At 64.3% G+C, this 14,842-nt stretch carries 17 protein-coding genes and 1 pseudogene; 15 read left to right on the top strand and 3 right to left on the bottom strand.

Annotated features, from left to right (window positions below):
* The 9 genes and pseudogenes from ACNPP0_RS04460 to ACNPP0_RS04420 all read left to right on the top strand — a co-directional run.
* A pseudogene (locus tag ACNPP0_RS04460) lies at positions 1 to 388 on the top strand (hypothetical protein); the annotation flags it as partial.
* Positions 385 to 546: a cbb3-type cytochrome oxidase assembly protein CcoS gene (gene ccoS, locus ACNPP0_RS04455; protein WP_046805402.1), complete on the top strand. Its 162-nt coding sequence runs from the start codon at positions 385 to 387 to the stop codon at positions 544 to 546. The pseudogene ACNPP0_RS04460 and the gene ccoS, both read left to right, overlap by 4 nt.
* 223 nt (positions 547 to 769) lie before the next feature.
* Positions 770 to 2,266, top strand: a complete 1,497-nt coding sequence (ccoN, locus tag ACNPP0_RS04450; RefSeq protein WP_046805401.1) for a cytochrome-c oxidase, cbb3-type subunit I — start codon at positions 770 to 772, stop codon at positions 2,264 to 2,266.
* A 10-nt stretch (positions 2,267 to 2,276) separates the two neighbouring features.
* Positions 2,277 to 3,032 (top strand): cytochrome-c oxidase, cbb3-type subunit II, encoded by a 756-nt coding sequence (gene ccoO, locus ACNPP0_RS04445; RefSeq protein ID WP_332608841.1) that lies wholly within the window; start codon positions 2,277 to 2,279, stop codon positions 3,030 to 3,032.
* Between the two features lie 2 nt (positions 3,033 to 3,034).
* Positions 3,035 to 3,211, top strand: coding sequence for a cbb3-type cytochrome oxidase subunit 3 (locus tag ACNPP0_RS04440; RefSeq protein WP_332608840.1), 177 nt, complete (start codon positions 3,035 to 3,037; stop codon positions 3,209 to 3,211).
* Positions 3,208 to 4,239 carry a cytochrome-c oxidase, cbb3-type subunit III gene (gene ccoP / locus ACNPP0_RS04435; protein ID WP_448705116.1) on the top strand — a complete coding sequence of 344 codons (1,032 nt, stop codon included), beginning with the start codon at positions 3,208 to 3,210 and terminating at the stop codon, positions 4,237 to 4,239. Before ACNPP0_RS04440 ends, ccoP begins: the two co-directional genes overlap by 4 nt.
* A 75-nt stretch (positions 4,240 to 4,314) precedes the next feature.
* Positions 4,315 to 5,805 carry a cytochrome c oxidase accessory protein CcoG gene (gene ccoG, locus ACNPP0_RS04430; protein ID WP_448705115.1) on the top strand — a complete coding sequence of 497 codons (1,491 nt, stop codon included), beginning with the start codon at positions 4,315 to 4,317 and terminating at the stop codon, positions 5,803 to 5,805.
* Positions 5,806 to 5,834: 29 nt separating this feature from the next.
* Positions 5,835 to 6,071, top strand: coding sequence for a FixH family protein (locus tag ACNPP0_RS04425; RefSeq protein WP_448705114.1), 237 nt, complete (start codon positions 5,835 to 5,837; stop codon positions 6,069 to 6,071).
* Positions 6,072 to 6,086: 15 nt separating this feature from the next.
* The gene (locus ACNPP0_RS04420) at positions 6,087 to 6,323 is read left to right on the top strand and encodes a hypothetical protein (RefSeq protein ID WP_332608836.1); all 237 of its coding nucleotides are present in this window, start codon (positions 6,087 to 6,089) and stop codon (positions 6,321 to 6,323) included.
* Between the two features lie 53 nt (positions 6,324 to 6,376).
* Here the strand turns inward: ACNPP0_RS04420 and ACNPP0_RS04415 are convergent, their stop codons facing one another.
* A complete protein-coding gene (locus ACNPP0_RS04415; protein WP_332608835.1) occupies positions 6,377 to 6,724 on the bottom strand; it encodes a zinc ribbon domain-containing protein YjdM in 348 nt (115 codons plus the stop codon).
* Positions 6,725 to 6,811: 87 nt separating this feature from the next.
* The gene (locus ACNPP0_RS04410) at positions 6,812 to 7,741 is read right to left on the bottom strand and encodes a LysR family transcriptional regulator (RefSeq protein ID WP_332608834.1); all 930 of its coding nucleotides are present in this window, start codon (positions 7,739 to 7,741) and stop codon (positions 6,812 to 6,814) included.
* 120 nt (positions 7,742 to 7,861) lie between these two features.
* On the opposite strand from ACNPP0_RS04410, the gene ACNPP0_RS04405 reads away from it, so the two are divergent.
* From ACNPP0_RS04405 to ACNPP0_RS04380, 6 genes are all read left to right on the top strand, one after another.
* Entirely contained in the window at positions 7,862 to 8,845 is a 984-nt protein-coding gene (locus ACNPP0_RS04405; RefSeq protein WP_448705113.1) for a Bug family tripartite tricarboxylate transporter substrate binding protein, read from the top strand.
* Between the two features lie 31 nt (positions 8,846 to 8,876).
* Entirely contained in the window at positions 8,877 to 9,908 is a 1,032-nt protein-coding gene (locus ACNPP0_RS04400; RefSeq protein ID WP_448705112.1) for a 4-hydroxythreonine-4-phosphate dehydrogenase PdxA, read from the top strand.
* Between the two features lie 13 nt (positions 9,909 to 9,921).
* A complete protein-coding gene (locus ACNPP0_RS04395; protein WP_332608831.1) occupies positions 9,922 to 11,094 on the top strand; it encodes an L-rhamnonate dehydratase in 1,173 nt (390 codons plus the stop codon).
* A 6-nt stretch (positions 11,095 to 11,100) separates the two neighbouring features.
* A complete protein-coding gene (locus tag ACNPP0_RS04390; protein WP_332608830.1) occupies positions 11,101 to 12,033 on the top strand; it encodes a dihydrodipicolinate synthase family protein in 933 nt (310 codons plus the stop codon).
* A gap of 161 nt (positions 12,034 to 12,194) precedes the next feature.
* Positions 12,195 to 13,118, top strand: coding sequence for an ABC transporter ATP-binding protein (locus tag ACNPP0_RS04385; protein ID WP_046805390.1), 924 nt, complete (start codon positions 12,195 to 12,197; stop codon positions 13,116 to 13,118).
* Positions 13,115 to 13,876, top strand: a complete 762-nt coding sequence (locus tag ACNPP0_RS04380; protein ID WP_332608829.1) for an ABC transporter permease — start codon at positions 13,115 to 13,117, stop codon at positions 13,874 to 13,876. Before ACNPP0_RS04385 ends, ACNPP0_RS04380 begins: the two co-directional genes overlap by 4 nt.
* Positions 13,877 to 13,958: 82 nt before the next feature.
* Here the strand turns inward: ACNPP0_RS04380 and ACNPP0_RS04375 are convergent, their stop codons facing one another.
* Complete coding sequence (locus ACNPP0_RS04375; protein WP_448705111.1) at positions 13,959 to 14,657, bottom strand: glutathione S-transferase family protein; 699 nt, start codon at positions 14,655 to 14,657, stop codon at positions 13,959 to 13,961.
* Positions 14,658 to 14,842 lie beyond the last annotated feature (185 nt).

The following is a 14,842-nucleotide window of genomic DNA, read 5'->3' as shown; positions in this document are numbered from 1 at the left end:
CGGGGGGGCGGCCCTCGACCCCGCCCACAGCCTGCCCGTGATGGTGGCGCTGCTGGTCATGAGCTGCCCCTGCGCCATGTCGATGGCGGTGCCCACCGCGATGGCGTCCGCGCATTCGGCATTGGCCGCGCACCCCTCCATGTCCGACGCCGCGCTGGACGCGCTGCTGCGCCGGGCACGCGAGAAAGCCCGCCAGAACCTGTACGGCTCGTTGATCTGGCATTTGCTGATGACGCCGCTGGCGTTGCTGGGCTGGGTGCAACCCTGGCTGGCCGCCATCACGATGCTGGTGTCGTCCCTGGCCGTGGCCTATAACTCGTGGCGCCTGTGCCGCCGCGACTGGTCGGTTGGCAGCGCACCGGTCGGCGCGCTGGAAGCCGCGCCATGACCATCCTCTATCTGCTGCTGCCCTTGTCGTTGCTTTTCGTGCTGGCCATCGGCGTATCGCTATGGTGGGCCGTGTTCAACGGCCAGTACGACGATACCGACAACGCCGGCACGGCGATCCTGCGCGACGACGACAGCGGGCGCGGCTCGCGCGGCTAAGCGCAAACCCCGCCAACCCATTCCCGACACCACGGTTTTCCGGCGCCTGAGCGCCCGCGCGCGCCGCCATTGACGCCGCGCTTGAAGCCGCGCGCCTGAGTCCGTTGCGGCATTGCCGCGTTCCCCGTCTGGCCGTTGTGTGCTTGATCCATATCAACGTCGACTTGTGTGCCTAGTCCCATCATTCAAGCCTGGAGCTATTTGTTACTTTAGGGGAAGGGTGATGAACGATTGCCCCGCAATCGCAAGCAAGGCCGATACCTTCAACTACAAGATCGTGAGGCAGTTCGCGCTCATGACGGTGGTTTGGGGCATAGTCGGCATGGCTGTGGGCGTATTTATCGCCGCGCAGCTGATTTGGCCGCAGTTGAATTTCGACACCGCATGGCTCAGCTACGGCCGCCTGCGCCCGCTGCACACCAACGCGGTGATCTTCGCCTTTGGCGGCAGCGCACTGTTCACGACGTCGTACTACGTTGTCCAGCGCACCTGTCAGGCGCGCTTGTTCTGCGACAAGCTGGCCGCCTTCACGTTCTGGGGCTGGCAGATCGTCATCGTCGCCGCCGCGATCACCTTGCCGATGGGGTTCACCAGCAGCAAGGAATACGCCGAACTGGAATGGCCCATCGACATCCTGATCACCTTGGTCTGGGTGGCCTACGCCATCGTGTTCTTCGGCACCATCATCAAGCGCCGGTCCAAGCACATCTACGTGGCCAACTGGTTCTTCGGCTCGTACATCCTGACCATCGCCATCCTGCATATCTTCAACAACATCGAAATGCCGGTGTCGATGTGGAAGTCGTACTCGGCGTACGCCGGCGTGCAGGACGCCATGGTGCAGTGGTGGTACGGCCATAACGCGGTGGGCTTTTTCCTGACCACCAGCTTCCTGGGCATGATGTATTACTTCGTGCCCAAGCAGGCCGGCCGCCCGATCTATTCCTATCGCCTGTCCATCGTCCACTTCTGGGCGCTGGCGTTCACGTACATGTGGGCGGGTCCGCACCACTTGCTGTACACGTCGCTGCCTGACTGGACGCAATCGCTGGGCATGACGTTTTCGCTGATCCTGCTGGCGCCGTCATGGGGCGGGATGATCAACGGCATCATGACGCTGCAAGGCGCCTGGTACAAGCTGCGCACCGACCCGATCCTGAAGTTCATGGTCACCGCGCTGTCGTTCTACGGCATGTCCACGTTTGAAGGGTCGATGATGTCGATCCGCACCGTCAACGCGCTGTCGCACTACACGGACTGGACCATCGGCCACGTGCACTCGGGCGCGCTGGGCTGGGTGGCGATGATTTCCTTCGGCTCGCTCTACTACCTGATCCCGCGCCTGTACGGCCGCGAAAAGATGTACAGCGTGAAAGCCATCGAACTGCACTTCTGGATCGCCACCATCGGCGTGGTGCTGTACATCGCCGCGATGTGGATCGCCGGAGTGCAGCAGGGCCTGATGTGGCGCGACACGGCCTCCGACGGCACGCTGGTCTACAGCTTTGTCGAAGAGCTGAAGACGCGGGTCCCGTACTACCTGATCCGCTTGCTGGGTGGCACGTTGTTCCTGTCGGGGGTGTTCGTGATGGCCTGGAACGTGTGGAAGACGGTGCGCGGCGCGCAGCCGGTCAACCCCGCCATTCCGCTTGACGACCCCCATGCCGCTCGCCCGTCGGTCGCCGCTCCCGCCGCGCCCGCCGTGCCGGCCACTGTTTGACGAGGACATCATGGCCAACAAAAAAACTGGCTTCTTTTCTCACCAGACGCTTGAGAAGAACATCGGCTGGATGATCATCGCCAGCATCCTGGTGGTGTCCTTCGCGGGCCTGGTGCAGATCATTCCGCTGTTCTTTCAGCACAGCACGACGCAGCCGGTGGCGGGCGTTGAACCCTACAGCCCGCTGCGGCTGATGGGCCGCGACGTGTACATCCGTGAAGGCTGCGTGGGCTGCCACTCGCAACAAGTGCGCGTGCTGGCCGCCGAGGTGCAGCGCTACGGTTCGTATTCGACGGCCGCCGAATCGGTCTTCGATCACCCGTTCCTGTGGGGCTCCAAGCGTACCGGCCCCGACCTGGCGCGCGTGGGCGAACGCTACTCCGATGACTGGCACCGCATCCACTTGCGCGACCCGCGCAAGGTGGTGCCGGAATCGAACATGCCCGCGTATCCGTGGCTGCAAAAGACAGTGATCACGGGCCAGAACGTATCCGAACGCATGCTTGCCCTGCGTAAGCTGGGCGTGCCTTATACGGACGAGCAGATCGCGGGCGCGCCCAAGGCCATCGAGGGCAAGACGGAAGAAGACGCGCTGGTCGATTACCTGCAAAGCCTGGGCGTGGGCGTGCGCCGCGCCAAGCAGGCCGAAGAGGCCAAGGCGGCCGAAGCGGCCAGGAAGGCGGCCGCGCCCGCTGCGCAGCTGGCCGTGCAACCTTCCGCGCCGTCCGCCGTACAACCCGCCGCGCAAGCGGCCACGGGAGGCTGATCGTGGTGGCCTATCTGAGCGCAATCATTACCGCCATTTCCATGGCGACCTTTTTCGGCATCGTCTGGTGGGCCTGCTCGCGCGGGCGCCAGAGCGCCAACCGCGAATCGGCCCTGTTGCCGTTCGCACTGCCCGATGAATTCGGACAGGCACAACAAGATGGAGCGAATCGGTCATGAGCGATTTCGTCAATGGCTTCTGGGGCATTTTCATTTCGGTCGTTGCCGTGGGCGGCGTGGTCTGGTGCGTGTGGCTGCTGTACACGCAGCGCCGCTGGCTGGGCGCCAAGCCGGCCGCCGGGCAGGTGGAAGACACCGGCCACGTCTGGGACGGCGACCTGACCGAGCTGAACAATCCCGTTCCCACGTGGTGGACGTGGATGTACCTGCTGGCGTGCCTGTTCGCGCTGGGCTATCTGTTCTTCATGCCGGGCCTGGGTTCGTACAAGGGCCAGCTGGGCTACAGCAGCACTGAGGAAGTGGCGCGCCAGCAGGCCAAGATGGCCGAGGCCGTGCGCCCCATCTACGCGCGTTTCGAAACGATGACCGTGCCGCAGATCGCGCAGGACACGGGCGCCCGTGAAATCGGCCAGCGCCTGTTCCTGAACAACTGCGCGCAGTGCCATGGCTCGGACGCCAAGGGCGGCCCCAGCTTTCCCAACCTGACTGACGGTGATTGGCTGCACGGTGGTTCGCCCGAAACCATCATGAAGACCATCAAGGAAGGGCGCCATGGCGTGATGCCGCCGTGGAAGGCTGCCATCGATGCGAAGACGGCCGGCGACATCGCGCAGTACGTGCGGTCCTTGTCGGGGCTGACAGCGGACCCGGTGCGGGTGTTTCGCGGCAAGCGCGAGTTCGGCAACTTCTGCGTCGCCTGTCACGGTGTGGACGGCAAGGGCAACCAGCTGGTGGGCGCGCCCAACCTGACGGACGACGTGTGGCTGTACGGCTCGTCGGAAGCGTCCATCGTCAAGACCATCCTGGACGGCCGCGACAACCGCATGCCGGCGCACGAACACATCCTGAACCCCGAGCAGATCAAGGTGTTGACGGCGTGGGTGTGGGGCTTGTCGAACAAGCCGGAAGCGGGCGCGCAGGCAGCGGTCGATACCGCGGCGGTCGGCACCGCGGCGGTCGATACCGCGGCGGTCGGCACCGCGGCGGTCGGCACCGCGGCGGTCGGTGGCACCACGGCGGTCAAGTAACGCGGCCGGCGGCGCATAGGTGAAGGGACGCCCGGCGGCCCTTCACATCATTGGACATACAGTACGGAGCAGCAGATGGATGAAGGGTCAACCGCAAGCGTCGGCACGCAGCCTGGCGGCGACCCGCCGCCCTGGCGCCCGCACACGCGTCCGCCTCGTCCCGGGGCCGAAACCCTGGAGCAGACGCTGGCGGGCGTGCGCAGCAAGATCTATCCGCGATCCGTCAGCGGCAGCTTTGCCCGCTGGCGCATCGCGTTTGTGTTCATCACGCAGCTGATCTTCTACGGCTTGCCCTGGCTGCAATGGAACGGGCGGCAAGCCGTGCTGTTCGATCTGGGCGCGCGCAAGTTCTATCTGTTCGGCCTGGTGTTGTGGCCGCAAGACGTCGTGTACCTGGCCGTGCTGCTGGTCATCTCGGCGCTGGCGCTGTTCCTGTTCACCGCCGTCGCGGGCCGGCTGTTCTGCGGCTATGCCTGTCCGCAAACCGTCTACACCGAAATCTTCATGTGGATCGAGCGCAAGGTCGAAGGCGACCGCATCGCGCGCATCCGCCTTGATGAAGCGCCGTGGAGCCTGCACAAGGCACGCGTGAAAATCACCAAGCACGTGCTGTGGATCGCACTGGCCTGGTGGACGGGATCGACCTTCATCGGCTATTTCGCGCCGATCCGCGAACTGGGCCACGAACTGTTCACGCTGCAACTGGGCCCCTGGCAATGGTTCTGGATGTTGTTCTATGGCTTTGCCACCTGGGGCAACGCCGGCTTCATGCGCGAATCCGTCTGCAAGTACATGTGCCCCTACGCCCGCTTCCAAAGCGTCATGGTGGACCCGGACACGTTTGTCGTCACTTACGACAAGCGCCGGGGCGACCCGCGTGGCGGGCGCTCGCGCAAGGTGGACCACAAGGCGGCCGGCCTGGGCGACTGCGTTGATTGCAGCCTGTGCGTGCAAGTGTGCCCCACCGGCATCGACATTCGCGACGGCCTGCAATACATGTGCATCGGCTGCGGCGCCTGTATCGACGCCTGCGAGCAGGTCATGGACAAGATGCAGTACGAACCCGGCCTGATCCGCTATACGTCCGACCGCGCCATGCAGGACGGTCTTAGCGCCAAAAGCGCGCGCTCGCATCTGCTGCGCCCACGCGTACTGATCTACGGCACGCTGATCCTGATACTGGCCGTGGCCTTTGTGGCGTCGCTGGCCATGCGCAACCCCTTGCGCGTGGACGTCATTCGTGACCGGGGCGCGTTGGGCCGCGAAGTGGCCGGCGGGCAGATTGAAAACGTCTACCGCCTGCAAATCATCAACACGTCGGACACCGCCATGCGGCTGCGGCTGTCGGCGGACGGCATGCCGGGCCTGCAAGTCATGGCCGGGCGCCAGGGGTCGGACATGGTTGACGTTGAGCCGGCCGCCAACAAGCTGGTGCCCATGGTGATCCGCGCGCCCGCCGGCGTAGAGCCGGGCGCCCATCCCATCACGCTGCGCGCGCGTGGCCACGACGGCGAAAACCGGTCCATCGAGACCGACGAAGCCGCCAGTTTCTACGTACCCGATTAAGCCCGATTCGCCCGCTTCAAGGACTTTCCATGACAACCGCCTCAACCCTGCCCACGCCCAAGCCCTGGTATCGCGAGCCCTGGCCGTGGATCCTGATGGCCGGCCCGTTCGCGGCCATGATCGGATGCTTCATCACCATCTACTTTGCCTACAGCAACTTCACCCACGAGCCTATCCAGGACGGCGTGGTCAAGCGCGGCCTGGTGATCGAACAGGTCGCACCCCGGGCAAGCGAAGGCGCACGCGCCGCGCAAGCCAACCCTTAAGCAGGGAGAGCACAGATGGGCCTGCGTTCATTGATGTGGATTTTGTGGCCGTCGTTCCTGGCGGCGGCGATGGGCAGCGCGTTGATCTTCGCGCTGATCGACCCGCTGGACGTGGCCATCTTCGGGCACGTGCCCACCGGCCGCGTGGGCTTTTATACGGTGTCGTTCTTCGTGCTGTGGGTGATGGCAGGGCTATCCAGCCTGCTGACCGCCTACCTGATGCCCAAGCCGGTTGAAGACGACGACCTTTGACAGAACGCTGCCCCGCGCCGTGCGGGGGGCAGTGCGACAGGCGCAACCGGACGCTAGACCTTCTTCACGAATTCCGACTTCAGGCTCATCTGGCCAAAGCCATCGATCTTGCAATCGATGTCGTGGTCGCTATCGACCAGGCGGATGCCCTTGACCTTGGTGCCCATCTTGACCACGCCGCCCGAGCCCTTGAGCTTCAGGTCCTTGATGACGGTGATGGTGTCGCCGTCTTGCAGCACGTTGCCGGCGGAATCGCGGTAGACGCGGGCTTCGTCGGCGGCGGCGGTGTCATCGCCAGCCGCAGAGGACCATTCATGCGCGCACTCCGGGCAGATGTAGTTGCCGCCGTCTTCGTAGGTGTATTCGGATTGGCATTCAGGACAGGCGGGCAGGGCGCTCACGGAGAAAACCTCGGACAAAAACGCGCGCGTGGCGCAATCGGCGATTGTACTTCCCTGGAAGGGCAGAATTCGCCTAACACGCGGGCATCATCGTTGAATATCGTGCAGCAGGTCCACAAAATGCTGGCCCGCCGCGCTTAATGGGCGGTCACGCGGGACGATGCTGCCGAACTCGGTCAGCGACTGGCGGATCTGGTAGGGCAGAATGGCCAGCAACCCGTGCGCCGCATACCGGCTGGCCACCGATTCCGGAATCACGCCCAGCATGTGCGACTTCATCGCCAGGTTGGTGGTGGTCAAAATGGACGCGGACTCGATCAGGCCAGGCGGCGTCGCCACGTTATGCGAGCGGAATTCCTGCTCGATCACGTCGCGCATCGGGCTGCCGTGCGGCTGCAAGATCCAGGGATACGCCAGCATGGCGTCAAAGGCCAGGCGCTTTTGCGCGGCCAGCGGATGATCCACCGCCGCGATCACCGACAGCGCCTCGTCGCCGATAGGCCGGAACACGTAGTTGCGGTCCGATAGGGTCAGCATGCGGCCGATCACCACATCCAGCTTGCCTTCGTTCAGCTGCGCGATCAGCAGGTCGCTGGTGCCCGTGGCAATTTCCACGGCCAGCAGCGGATAGGTCTGCTTCAGGCGCAGCAAGGCATCGGTCAGATGGCCCGGCGAGGCCGCCATGATGCTGCCGATGAAAAGCTTGCCCGCGCTGCCCAACCGCAATTCGTCCAGCTCGCGCGCTAGCGACGACATGGTGCCGCGCATGCCGCGAAAGTAACCCATCACGCATACGCCGGCGGGCGTCAGCGCCAGCCCGCGACCCACTCGTTCAAACAGAGGCTGCCCCAGCGCCAATTCCAGTTCGTGCAGCATTTTGCTGGCGGCCGACTGCGTCATGTTCAGCTGCGCCGCCGCCGCGCGCAGCGTGCCGCGTTCGTCGATAGCCAGCAGCAGAACGATCTGCCGCATCCGCAGCCGTGACAGCAGGGCGGGGACATTCAAGTTGCGTTCCATGATTGATCGCCTGAGGTGAACGGTTGGTGCAAAAGTTTCATTTTACGGAAACAGGCGTTGTTTCTAAGATGACTGCACAACAACTCGCCCATGCGGCGAAGAAACAGCAAGGAGACAACCATGAAGATCCGCCTATTGGGGGCGATGGCCGCAATGGCCGCCGGTGCGCTGTGCCTGTCGGCATCGGCGTCTGCCCAGACGCCGCGCGCCGACTGGCCGGCCAAGCCGCTGCGCCTGCTGGTGGGCTCCGCTCCCGGCGGTGGCACGGACGCCATGGCGCGCGCCGTGGCCGACCGCTTGGGGCCCATGCTGGGCCAGACCGTCGTCGTCGAAAACAAGCCCGGCGCATCCAACACGCTGGCCGCCGATCTGGCTTCCAAGTCCGCCGACAACCACACGATGGTGATGGGCGTGTCCACCGCCCACGCCATTGCCCCGCATCTGCTGAAGCTGGCCTACGACAACGACCGCGACCTGACGCCCGTGGTCTTCGTGGGCGCGGTGCCGAACGTCCTGGTGGTCAACAACCAGGTGCCGGCCGACTCGGTGCAGGCGTTGATTGCGCTGCTGAAGCGTCGCCCGGGCGAATTGAACTTTGCCAGCAGCGGCTCGGGCAGCACGCAGCACATTGCGGCCGAGCTGTTCAAGGACGCCACGGGCGTGCAGATGACGCACATTCCGTATCGCGGCAGCGGGCCGGCCATGGTGGGCCTGATGGGCGGACAGGTGCAGATCGCTTTCGAAACCGCGTCGTCGGTCATCCCTCATATCAAGAGCGGCAAGGTGCGCGCGCTGGCCGTGCTGAGCGCGCGGCGCAACCCGCAGCTCCCCGACGTGCCGACGATGGCCGAAGCCGGCGTGCCCGGCGTCGAAATGAGCGCCTGGTACGGCATCTACATGCCCACCGCCACGCCGGCGGCCATCCAGACACGCATCCACGACGACGTGAACCGCATTTTGGCCATGCCCGAAACACAGGCCCGGCTGTTGGCGATTGGCGCGGACATCACCCCGATGAGCCAGGCGCAGTTCGCGCAGTTCCACAACGCCGAAAACCAGCGCTACGCCGGCATCATCAAAAAGAACCACATTTCTGTGGAGTGAGGCTTGTATGCACGCGCAGCAAAGGATCGATATGCAGCAAAAACCCGTGGTGGCCTTGACGCTGGGTGACCCGGCCGGCATCGGCGCCGAACTGATCGCGCGCTTGCTGGCGCAAGCCGAGGCCTGCCAACGCGCCAACATCGTGCTGGTGGGCGATGCCTGGTTGTGGCGCGAAGGCCTGCGCGTGGCCGGCGTGGACGTGCCCACCGAAGCGGTGACCAGCATGGCGGCAGTGCGGACCCGCGCCGACACAAGCCGGCCCGCGTGGCTGGCCATGGACACCGTGCGCCCCGAGCAGGTGACGGTGGGGCAGGCCGGTGCGGCGGGCGGCGCGTCGGTATTGCACGTGCTGAACGCCTGCATGGACGCGGCGCGCGACGGGCATATCGACGCCATCTGCTTTGCGCCCTTGAACAAGTTCGCCATGAAGCAGGGCGGCTTGAAGCACGACGACGAACTGCATCACTTTGCGCAGTACCTGGGCGTGACCGGCACCTTCTGTGAATTCAATACGTTGGGCGACTTGTGGACGTCGCGCGTGTCGTCGCACATTCCGTTAAAGGACGCCGCCGCCGCGTTAAGCGTGGACCGCATCAAGGCCGCAACGCGCCTGATCTACCGGTCGTTGCAGGCCAACGGCATCGCCCAGCCGCGCGTGGCGGTCGCGGCGTTCAACCCCCACGGCGGCGACGGCGGCACGTGCGGGCGCGAAGAAATCGACATCATCGAACCCGCCGTGCGGCAGTTGAACCAGGAAGGCCTGCCCATTGCCGGACCGTTTCCCGCCGACACGATTTTCCTGAAGGCGCAGGCGGGCGAGTTCCAGGCGATTGTCACGATGTACCACGACCAGGGGCAGATCGCGATCAAGCTGCTGGGATTTTCGCGCGGGGTCACCGTGCAGGGTGGCCTGCCCATTCCCATCACCACGCCCGCGCACGGCACCGCGTACGACATCGCCGGCCAGGGCCGCGCCAACGTGGACGCCACCTGGCAGGCATTTTTGATTGCGTGCCGCATGGGCGCGTCCATGGGCGCGTCGCACCGAGCTTCTCTAGTTTGAACAGGAACACACCATGAAAATCAAATCCGTCCGCGCCCGCGTTTTCGAATGGACCGGCAAGACCGTGCCTCCGCAAGGCAACTTCTGCTCTAACGCCATGGACCTGGTGCCATCGCGCGAAGAAACCATGAGCACCTTCCGCTTTCACGGCTGGACAGTGGTGGAAGTGGAAACGGACGATGGCATCGTCGGGCTGGGCAACGTGGCGCTGGCGCCGCGCGTGGCCAAGGCCATCATCGACCAGTACCTGGCGCCGCTGGTGGTGGGACAAGACCCCTGGGACTATGAATTTCTGTGGCAGCGCATGTACCGCGCCACGCACGCGTGGGGTCGCAAGGGCGTGACGATGGCGGCGATTTCGGGCGTGGACCTGGCCATCTGGGACATCCTGGGCAAGTCCGTGGGCAAGCCCGTGTTCAAGCTGCTGGGCGGGCGTACCAAGGAGAAGATTCCGGTCTATTACTCCAAGCTGTACCGCACCGATCTGAAAGCGATGCAAGACGAAGCGCAGACCTATCTGGACCAGGGGTTCACAGCCTTCAAGATGCGTTTTGGCTACGGCCCGGCGCACTTGCAAAAGGGCGTGGTTGAAAACCTGAAGTCGGTTCAAGCCATTCGTGAAGTGATTGGCTACGACACCGACCTGATGCTGGAATGCTATATGGGCTGGACGCTGGAATACGCCAAGCGCATCCTGCCCAAGCTTGAAAAATTCGAACCGCGCTGGCTGGAAGAGCCCGTCATTGCCGACGATATCGACGGCTACGCCGAACTGAATCGGCTGAGCTCAATTCCGATCTCGGGCGGTGAGCACGAATTTTCGCTGTACGGGTTCAAGCAGTTGCTGGACAGGAAGGCGGTGTCGGTGGTGCAGTACGACACCAACCGCGTGGGCGGCATCACGGCGGCGCACAAGATCAATGCGCTGTGCGAAGCGTATAGCGTGCCGGTCATTCCGCACGCCGGCCAGATGCACAACTATCACCTGACGATGAGCACGCTGGCCTCGCCCATGAGCGAGTACTTCCCGATGTTTGATGTGGAAGTCGGCAATGAACTGTTCTACTACATCTTCGACGGCGAGCCCGTCGCCAAGGAAGGCTTCATCGACCTGGACGACAACAAGCCGGGCCTGGGGCTGACCTTGAAAACCGAATACCTCAACGATTTCAACATCATCGAGTAGGCCGCCATGACTCCGACATTCCAGGCGCCGCGCTATCGCGGCATCTTCCCGGTAGTGCCCACCACGTTCACGGAATCGGGTGAGCTGGACTTGCCCAGCCAGAAGCGCGCGGTGGATTTCATGATCGATTCCGGCGTGGACGGCCTGTGCATCCTGGCCAATTTCTCGGAGCAGTTCGTGTTGTCGGACGACGAACGCGAGGTGCTGACACGAACCCTGCTTGAACACGTGGCGGGCCGCGTGCCGGTGATCGTCACAACCACACACTTCGGCTCGCGCGTGTGCGCGGCGCGCAGCCGCCGGGCGCAAGAGCAGGGCGCGGCCATGCTGATGATCATGCCGCCGTATCACGGCGCCACGATCCGGGTTCCCGAGGCGCAAATCGAAGGGTTTTTCCAGCAGGTGTCCGACGCGGTGGACATACCCATCATGATCCAGGACGCGCCGGTCGCGGGCACACCGCTGTCCGCCGCGCTGCTGGCCAGGATGGCCCGGGAAATCGAACAGGTGTCGTACTTCAAGATCGAAACGGCGGGCGCGGCCTCGAAGCTGCGCGACCTGATTGCGCTGGGCGGCGCGGCGGTGGAAGGCCCCTGGGATGGCGAAGAAGCCATCACGCTGCTGCCGGACCTGGACGCGGGCGCCACGGGCTCGATGACGGGCGGCGGCTTTGCCGACGGCATCCGCCCCATCATCGAGGCGCACCGGGATGGCCGGCGGGACGAGGCCTACCGGCTGTACGAGCGCTGGCTGCCGCTGATCAACTACGAAAACCGCCAGGGCGGCATCCTGACGGCCAAGGCGCTGATGAAGGCGGGCGGGGTGATCGATTGCGACGCGCCCCGGCATCCCTTCCCACCCATGCGCGACGAAGTGCGCCAGGGCCTGCTGGAAACAGCGCGTCGGCTGGAGCCGCTGGTGTTGCGCTGGGGGCGGTAGGGCCAGGCTTGGGAAGGCGGCAGGGCCGGCCGCGCGGTCATCGCGCGCGGCGGCGGGCACTGCCCGTTGCCGCCGGCCAAACACAGCGTTCCACCACGTCGACCAAGCGGCGCGGGGGTAACGAGTAAAATCCCCGGCTATCGATCACGTTGGGGGCTCGTGTGCAGCCGGTTATATCAGTTCAAGGTTTATCCAAGCGATACGCCTCGGGATTCCAGGCGCTCAAGGGCGTCAACCTGGAAATCCAGCGCGGCGAGATCTTCGCCTTGCTCGGGCCTAACGGCGCGGGCAAGACGACGCTGATCAGCATCATCTGTGGCATCGTCAACCCGTCCGACGGGCGGGTGCTGGCCGATGGCCATGACATCGTGTCGGACTTTCGCGCCGCGCGATCCAAGATCGGGCTGGTGCCCCAGGAAATTTCCACCGACGCGTTTGAAAGCGTCTGGAACACGGTCACCTTCAGCCGGGGTCTGTTCGGCAAGCCGGCCAACCCGGCCTATATCGAAAAGGTATTGCGCGACCTGTCGCTGTGGGACAAGAAGGACAGCCGCATCATGGCCTTGTCCGGCGGCATGAAGCGCCGCGTGATGATCGCCAAGGCCTTGTCGCACGAGCCGGCCATCCTGTTCCTGGACGAGCCCACGGCGGGCGTGGACGTGGAGCTGCGCCGTGGCATGTGGGAAATGGTGCGGCGGCTGCGTGAAAGCGGCGTGACCATCATTCTGACCACGCACTACATCGAAGAAGCCCAGGAAATGGCCGACCGCATCGGCGTGATCCGCAAGGGCGAGATCATTCTGGTGGAAGAAAAGAACGCGCTGATGGCCAAGCTGGGCAAACGCCAGCTGACGCTGACGTTGACGGCGCCGCTGCCGGGCATCCCGACGGCGCTGGACGCCTATCAGCTGGACCTGTCCGCCGATGGCTATCAACTGGTCTACACCTACGACAACCAGGGCGGCGGGCAGATTTCGCAACTGCTGCAGGACCTGAGCCGGCTCCAGATTGAATTCACCGACCTGAATTCATCGGAAAGCTCGCTTGAGGATATCTTTGTCAGCCTGGTACACGGTCAATCATGAACTTCTACGCCATTCGCGCTATCTACCTGTTTGAAATGGCCCGCGCCTGGCGCACGCTGATGCAAAGCGTGCTGTCGCCCGTGATCTCGACATCGCTGTATTTCGTGGTGTTCGGGTCGGCCATCGGTTCGCACATGGTCGAGATCGACGGGGTCAGCTACGGCGCCTTCATCGTGCCGGGCATGATCATGCTGTCGCTCTTGACGCAAAGCATCGCCAACGCGTCCTTCGGCATCTATATGCCGCGCTTTTCCGGCACCATCTACGAAATTCATTCGGCGCCCATCTCGTACGTGGAAATCGTCATGGGGTACGTGGGGGCGGCCGCCAGCAAATCCATCATCCTGGGCCTGATCATGCTGGCCACGGCGCGCCTGTTCGTGGCGTTCGACATCGCGCACCCCATCTGGATGCTGGGCTTTCTGGTGTTGACGGCAGTGACGTTCAGCCTGTTCGGCTTCATCATCGGCGTGTGGGCCGATGGGTTCGAAAAGCTGCAAATCATTCCGCTGATGATCATCACGCCGCTGACGTTCCTGGGCGGTACCTTTTATTCCATCAAGATGCTGCCGCCGTTCTGGCAGACGGCCACGTTGTTCAACCCGGTGGTCTATCTGGTCAGCGGCTTTCGCTGGGCGTTCTACGGCGTGTCCGACGTCAGCGTCGGCGTCAGCGTGGGCATGACGCTGGTGTTCCTGCTGGCCTGCCTGATCGGCGTGCGCTGGATCTTCAAGACGGGCTATCGATTGAAGACGTGATCGAACGGTCGGGGATCATCGTGGCCGGCAGATGCCGGCCCGACCGTCCCGACCGATCAGCCGGCCCGATCAGCCAGCCCGATCAGCCGGCGACGGCCGGCGCACGGCGCGCCAGGCCATCGAAGGCGTCCAGCAACCGCTCGCGCCAGGCGTACACCGGGTCATCGGCCTCCAGCAGCACCAGCGCGCTGGTGCAGCGTGCCCACATGAACATCCCGAACACCGCATAGTCGGCATAGCCGTGCTGCTCGCCGGACAGAAAAGGTTGCCGGGCCAGGGTGTGGCGCAAGGGCAGCAGCGCTGCCCGCAGCGCGCCGATCTGCCCGTCGTATCCCGCCGGCAGGTCTTCCAGACGGCCAAAGCGCTTTTCACGCGAGGCGCGGAAATAGTCCTTGTCTTTCTCGTGGATCAGCCCGTGGATGGCCGGCAGCAGCAAGCGCGCCAGCACGGGCACCAAGGTGGTGTCGGCCCAGGAATTCGCGAACAGGCTGACCGCGCGGCCGCCCGCGCCGTTGAACAGCGAGGGCCGCTCGGGGAAGGTGTCTTCCAGATAGCACGCAATGCGCCATGAATCGCTGACCACGTGGTCACCATGCACCAGCACGGGCACCAGCTTCTGGCCGGAAAAATCGATGGCTTCCTTTTCGGTGAAACGCCAGGGCACGGTCTTGGCCGTCAGCCCTTTGTGCGCCAGCGCCATGTGGGTTTTCCAGCAGTGCGGGCTGAAGCGCAGCGACTCGTCCGCGCCAGCCAGGTCATACAGGGTGATTTCCGGGGTCAAGATGCCGTGCTCCTTGCAGAGGGGGTCGAATGCAAACCGGCTGCCAGGATACTGCTTTGCGCGCGTGAAGGGACGCCCGCCGCGGGACGCGGCTGACGGTGCGCGCCAATGAAAAGCGCCACGCGCCCAGGGAACGCGTGGCGCAGGCCGGACAATCCCCGGTCCAGCCTTGCCCTACTTTGTTG

It is taken from the genome of Achromobacter semiaridum, from assembly GCF_053543755.1.
Note: the sequence above shows the minus strand (reverse complement) of the source record. Positions and strands in the feature narration are given on the sequence as shown.

What these genes read in the sequence shown, in the direction of transcription:
- ccoS (WP_046805402.1), top strand. Translation starts at nt 385, where the DNA reads ATGACCATCCTCTATCTGCTGCTGCCCTTGTCGTTGCTTTTCGTGCTG.
- ccoN (WP_046805401.1), top strand. Translation starts at nt 770, where the DNA reads ATGAACGATTGCCCCGCAATCGCAAGCAAGGCCGATACCTTCAACTAC.
- ccoO (WP_332608841.1), top strand. Translation starts at nt 2,277, where the DNA reads ATGGCCAACAAAAAAACTGGCTTCTTTTCTCACCAGACGCTTGAGAAG.
- ccoP (WP_448705116.1), top strand. Translation starts at nt 3,208, where the DNA reads ATGAGCGATTTCGTCAATGGCTTCTGGGGCATTTTCATTTCGGTCGTT.
- ccoG (WP_448705115.1), top strand. Translation starts at nt 4,315, where the DNA reads ATGGATGAAGGGTCAACCGCAAGCGTCGGCACGCAGCCTGGCGGCGAC.
- ACNPP0_RS04425 (WP_448705114.1), top strand. Translation starts at nt 5,835, where the DNA reads ATGACAACCGCCTCAACCCTGCCCACGCCCAAGCCCTGGTATCGCGAG.
- ACNPP0_RS04420 (WP_332608836.1), top strand. Translation starts at nt 6,087, where the DNA reads ATGGGCCTGCGTTCATTGATGTGGATTTTGTGGCCGTCGTTCCTGGCG.
- ACNPP0_RS04410 (WP_332608834.1), bottom strand. Translation starts at nt 7,741, where the DNA reads ATGGAACGCAACTTGAATGTCCCCGCCCTGCTGTCACGGCTGCGGATG.
- ACNPP0_RS04405 (WP_448705113.1), top strand. Translation starts at nt 7,862, where the DNA reads ATGAAGATCCGCCTATTGGGGGCGATGGCCGCAATGGCCGCCGGTGCG.
- ACNPP0_RS04400 (WP_448705112.1), top strand. Translation starts at nt 8,877, where the DNA reads ATGCAGCAAAAACCCGTGGTGGCCTTGACGCTGGGTGACCCGGCCGGC.
- ACNPP0_RS04395 (WP_332608831.1), top strand. Translation starts at nt 9,922, where the DNA reads ATGAAAATCAAATCCGTCCGCGCCCGCGTTTTCGAATGGACCGGCAAG.
- ACNPP0_RS04390 (WP_332608830.1), top strand. Translation starts at nt 11,101, where the DNA reads ATGACTCCGACATTCCAGGCGCCGCGCTATCGCGGCATCTTCCCGGTA.
- ACNPP0_RS04380 (WP_332608829.1), top strand. Translation starts at nt 13,115, where the DNA reads ATGAACTTCTACGCCATTCGCGCTATCTACCTGTTTGAAATGGCCCGC.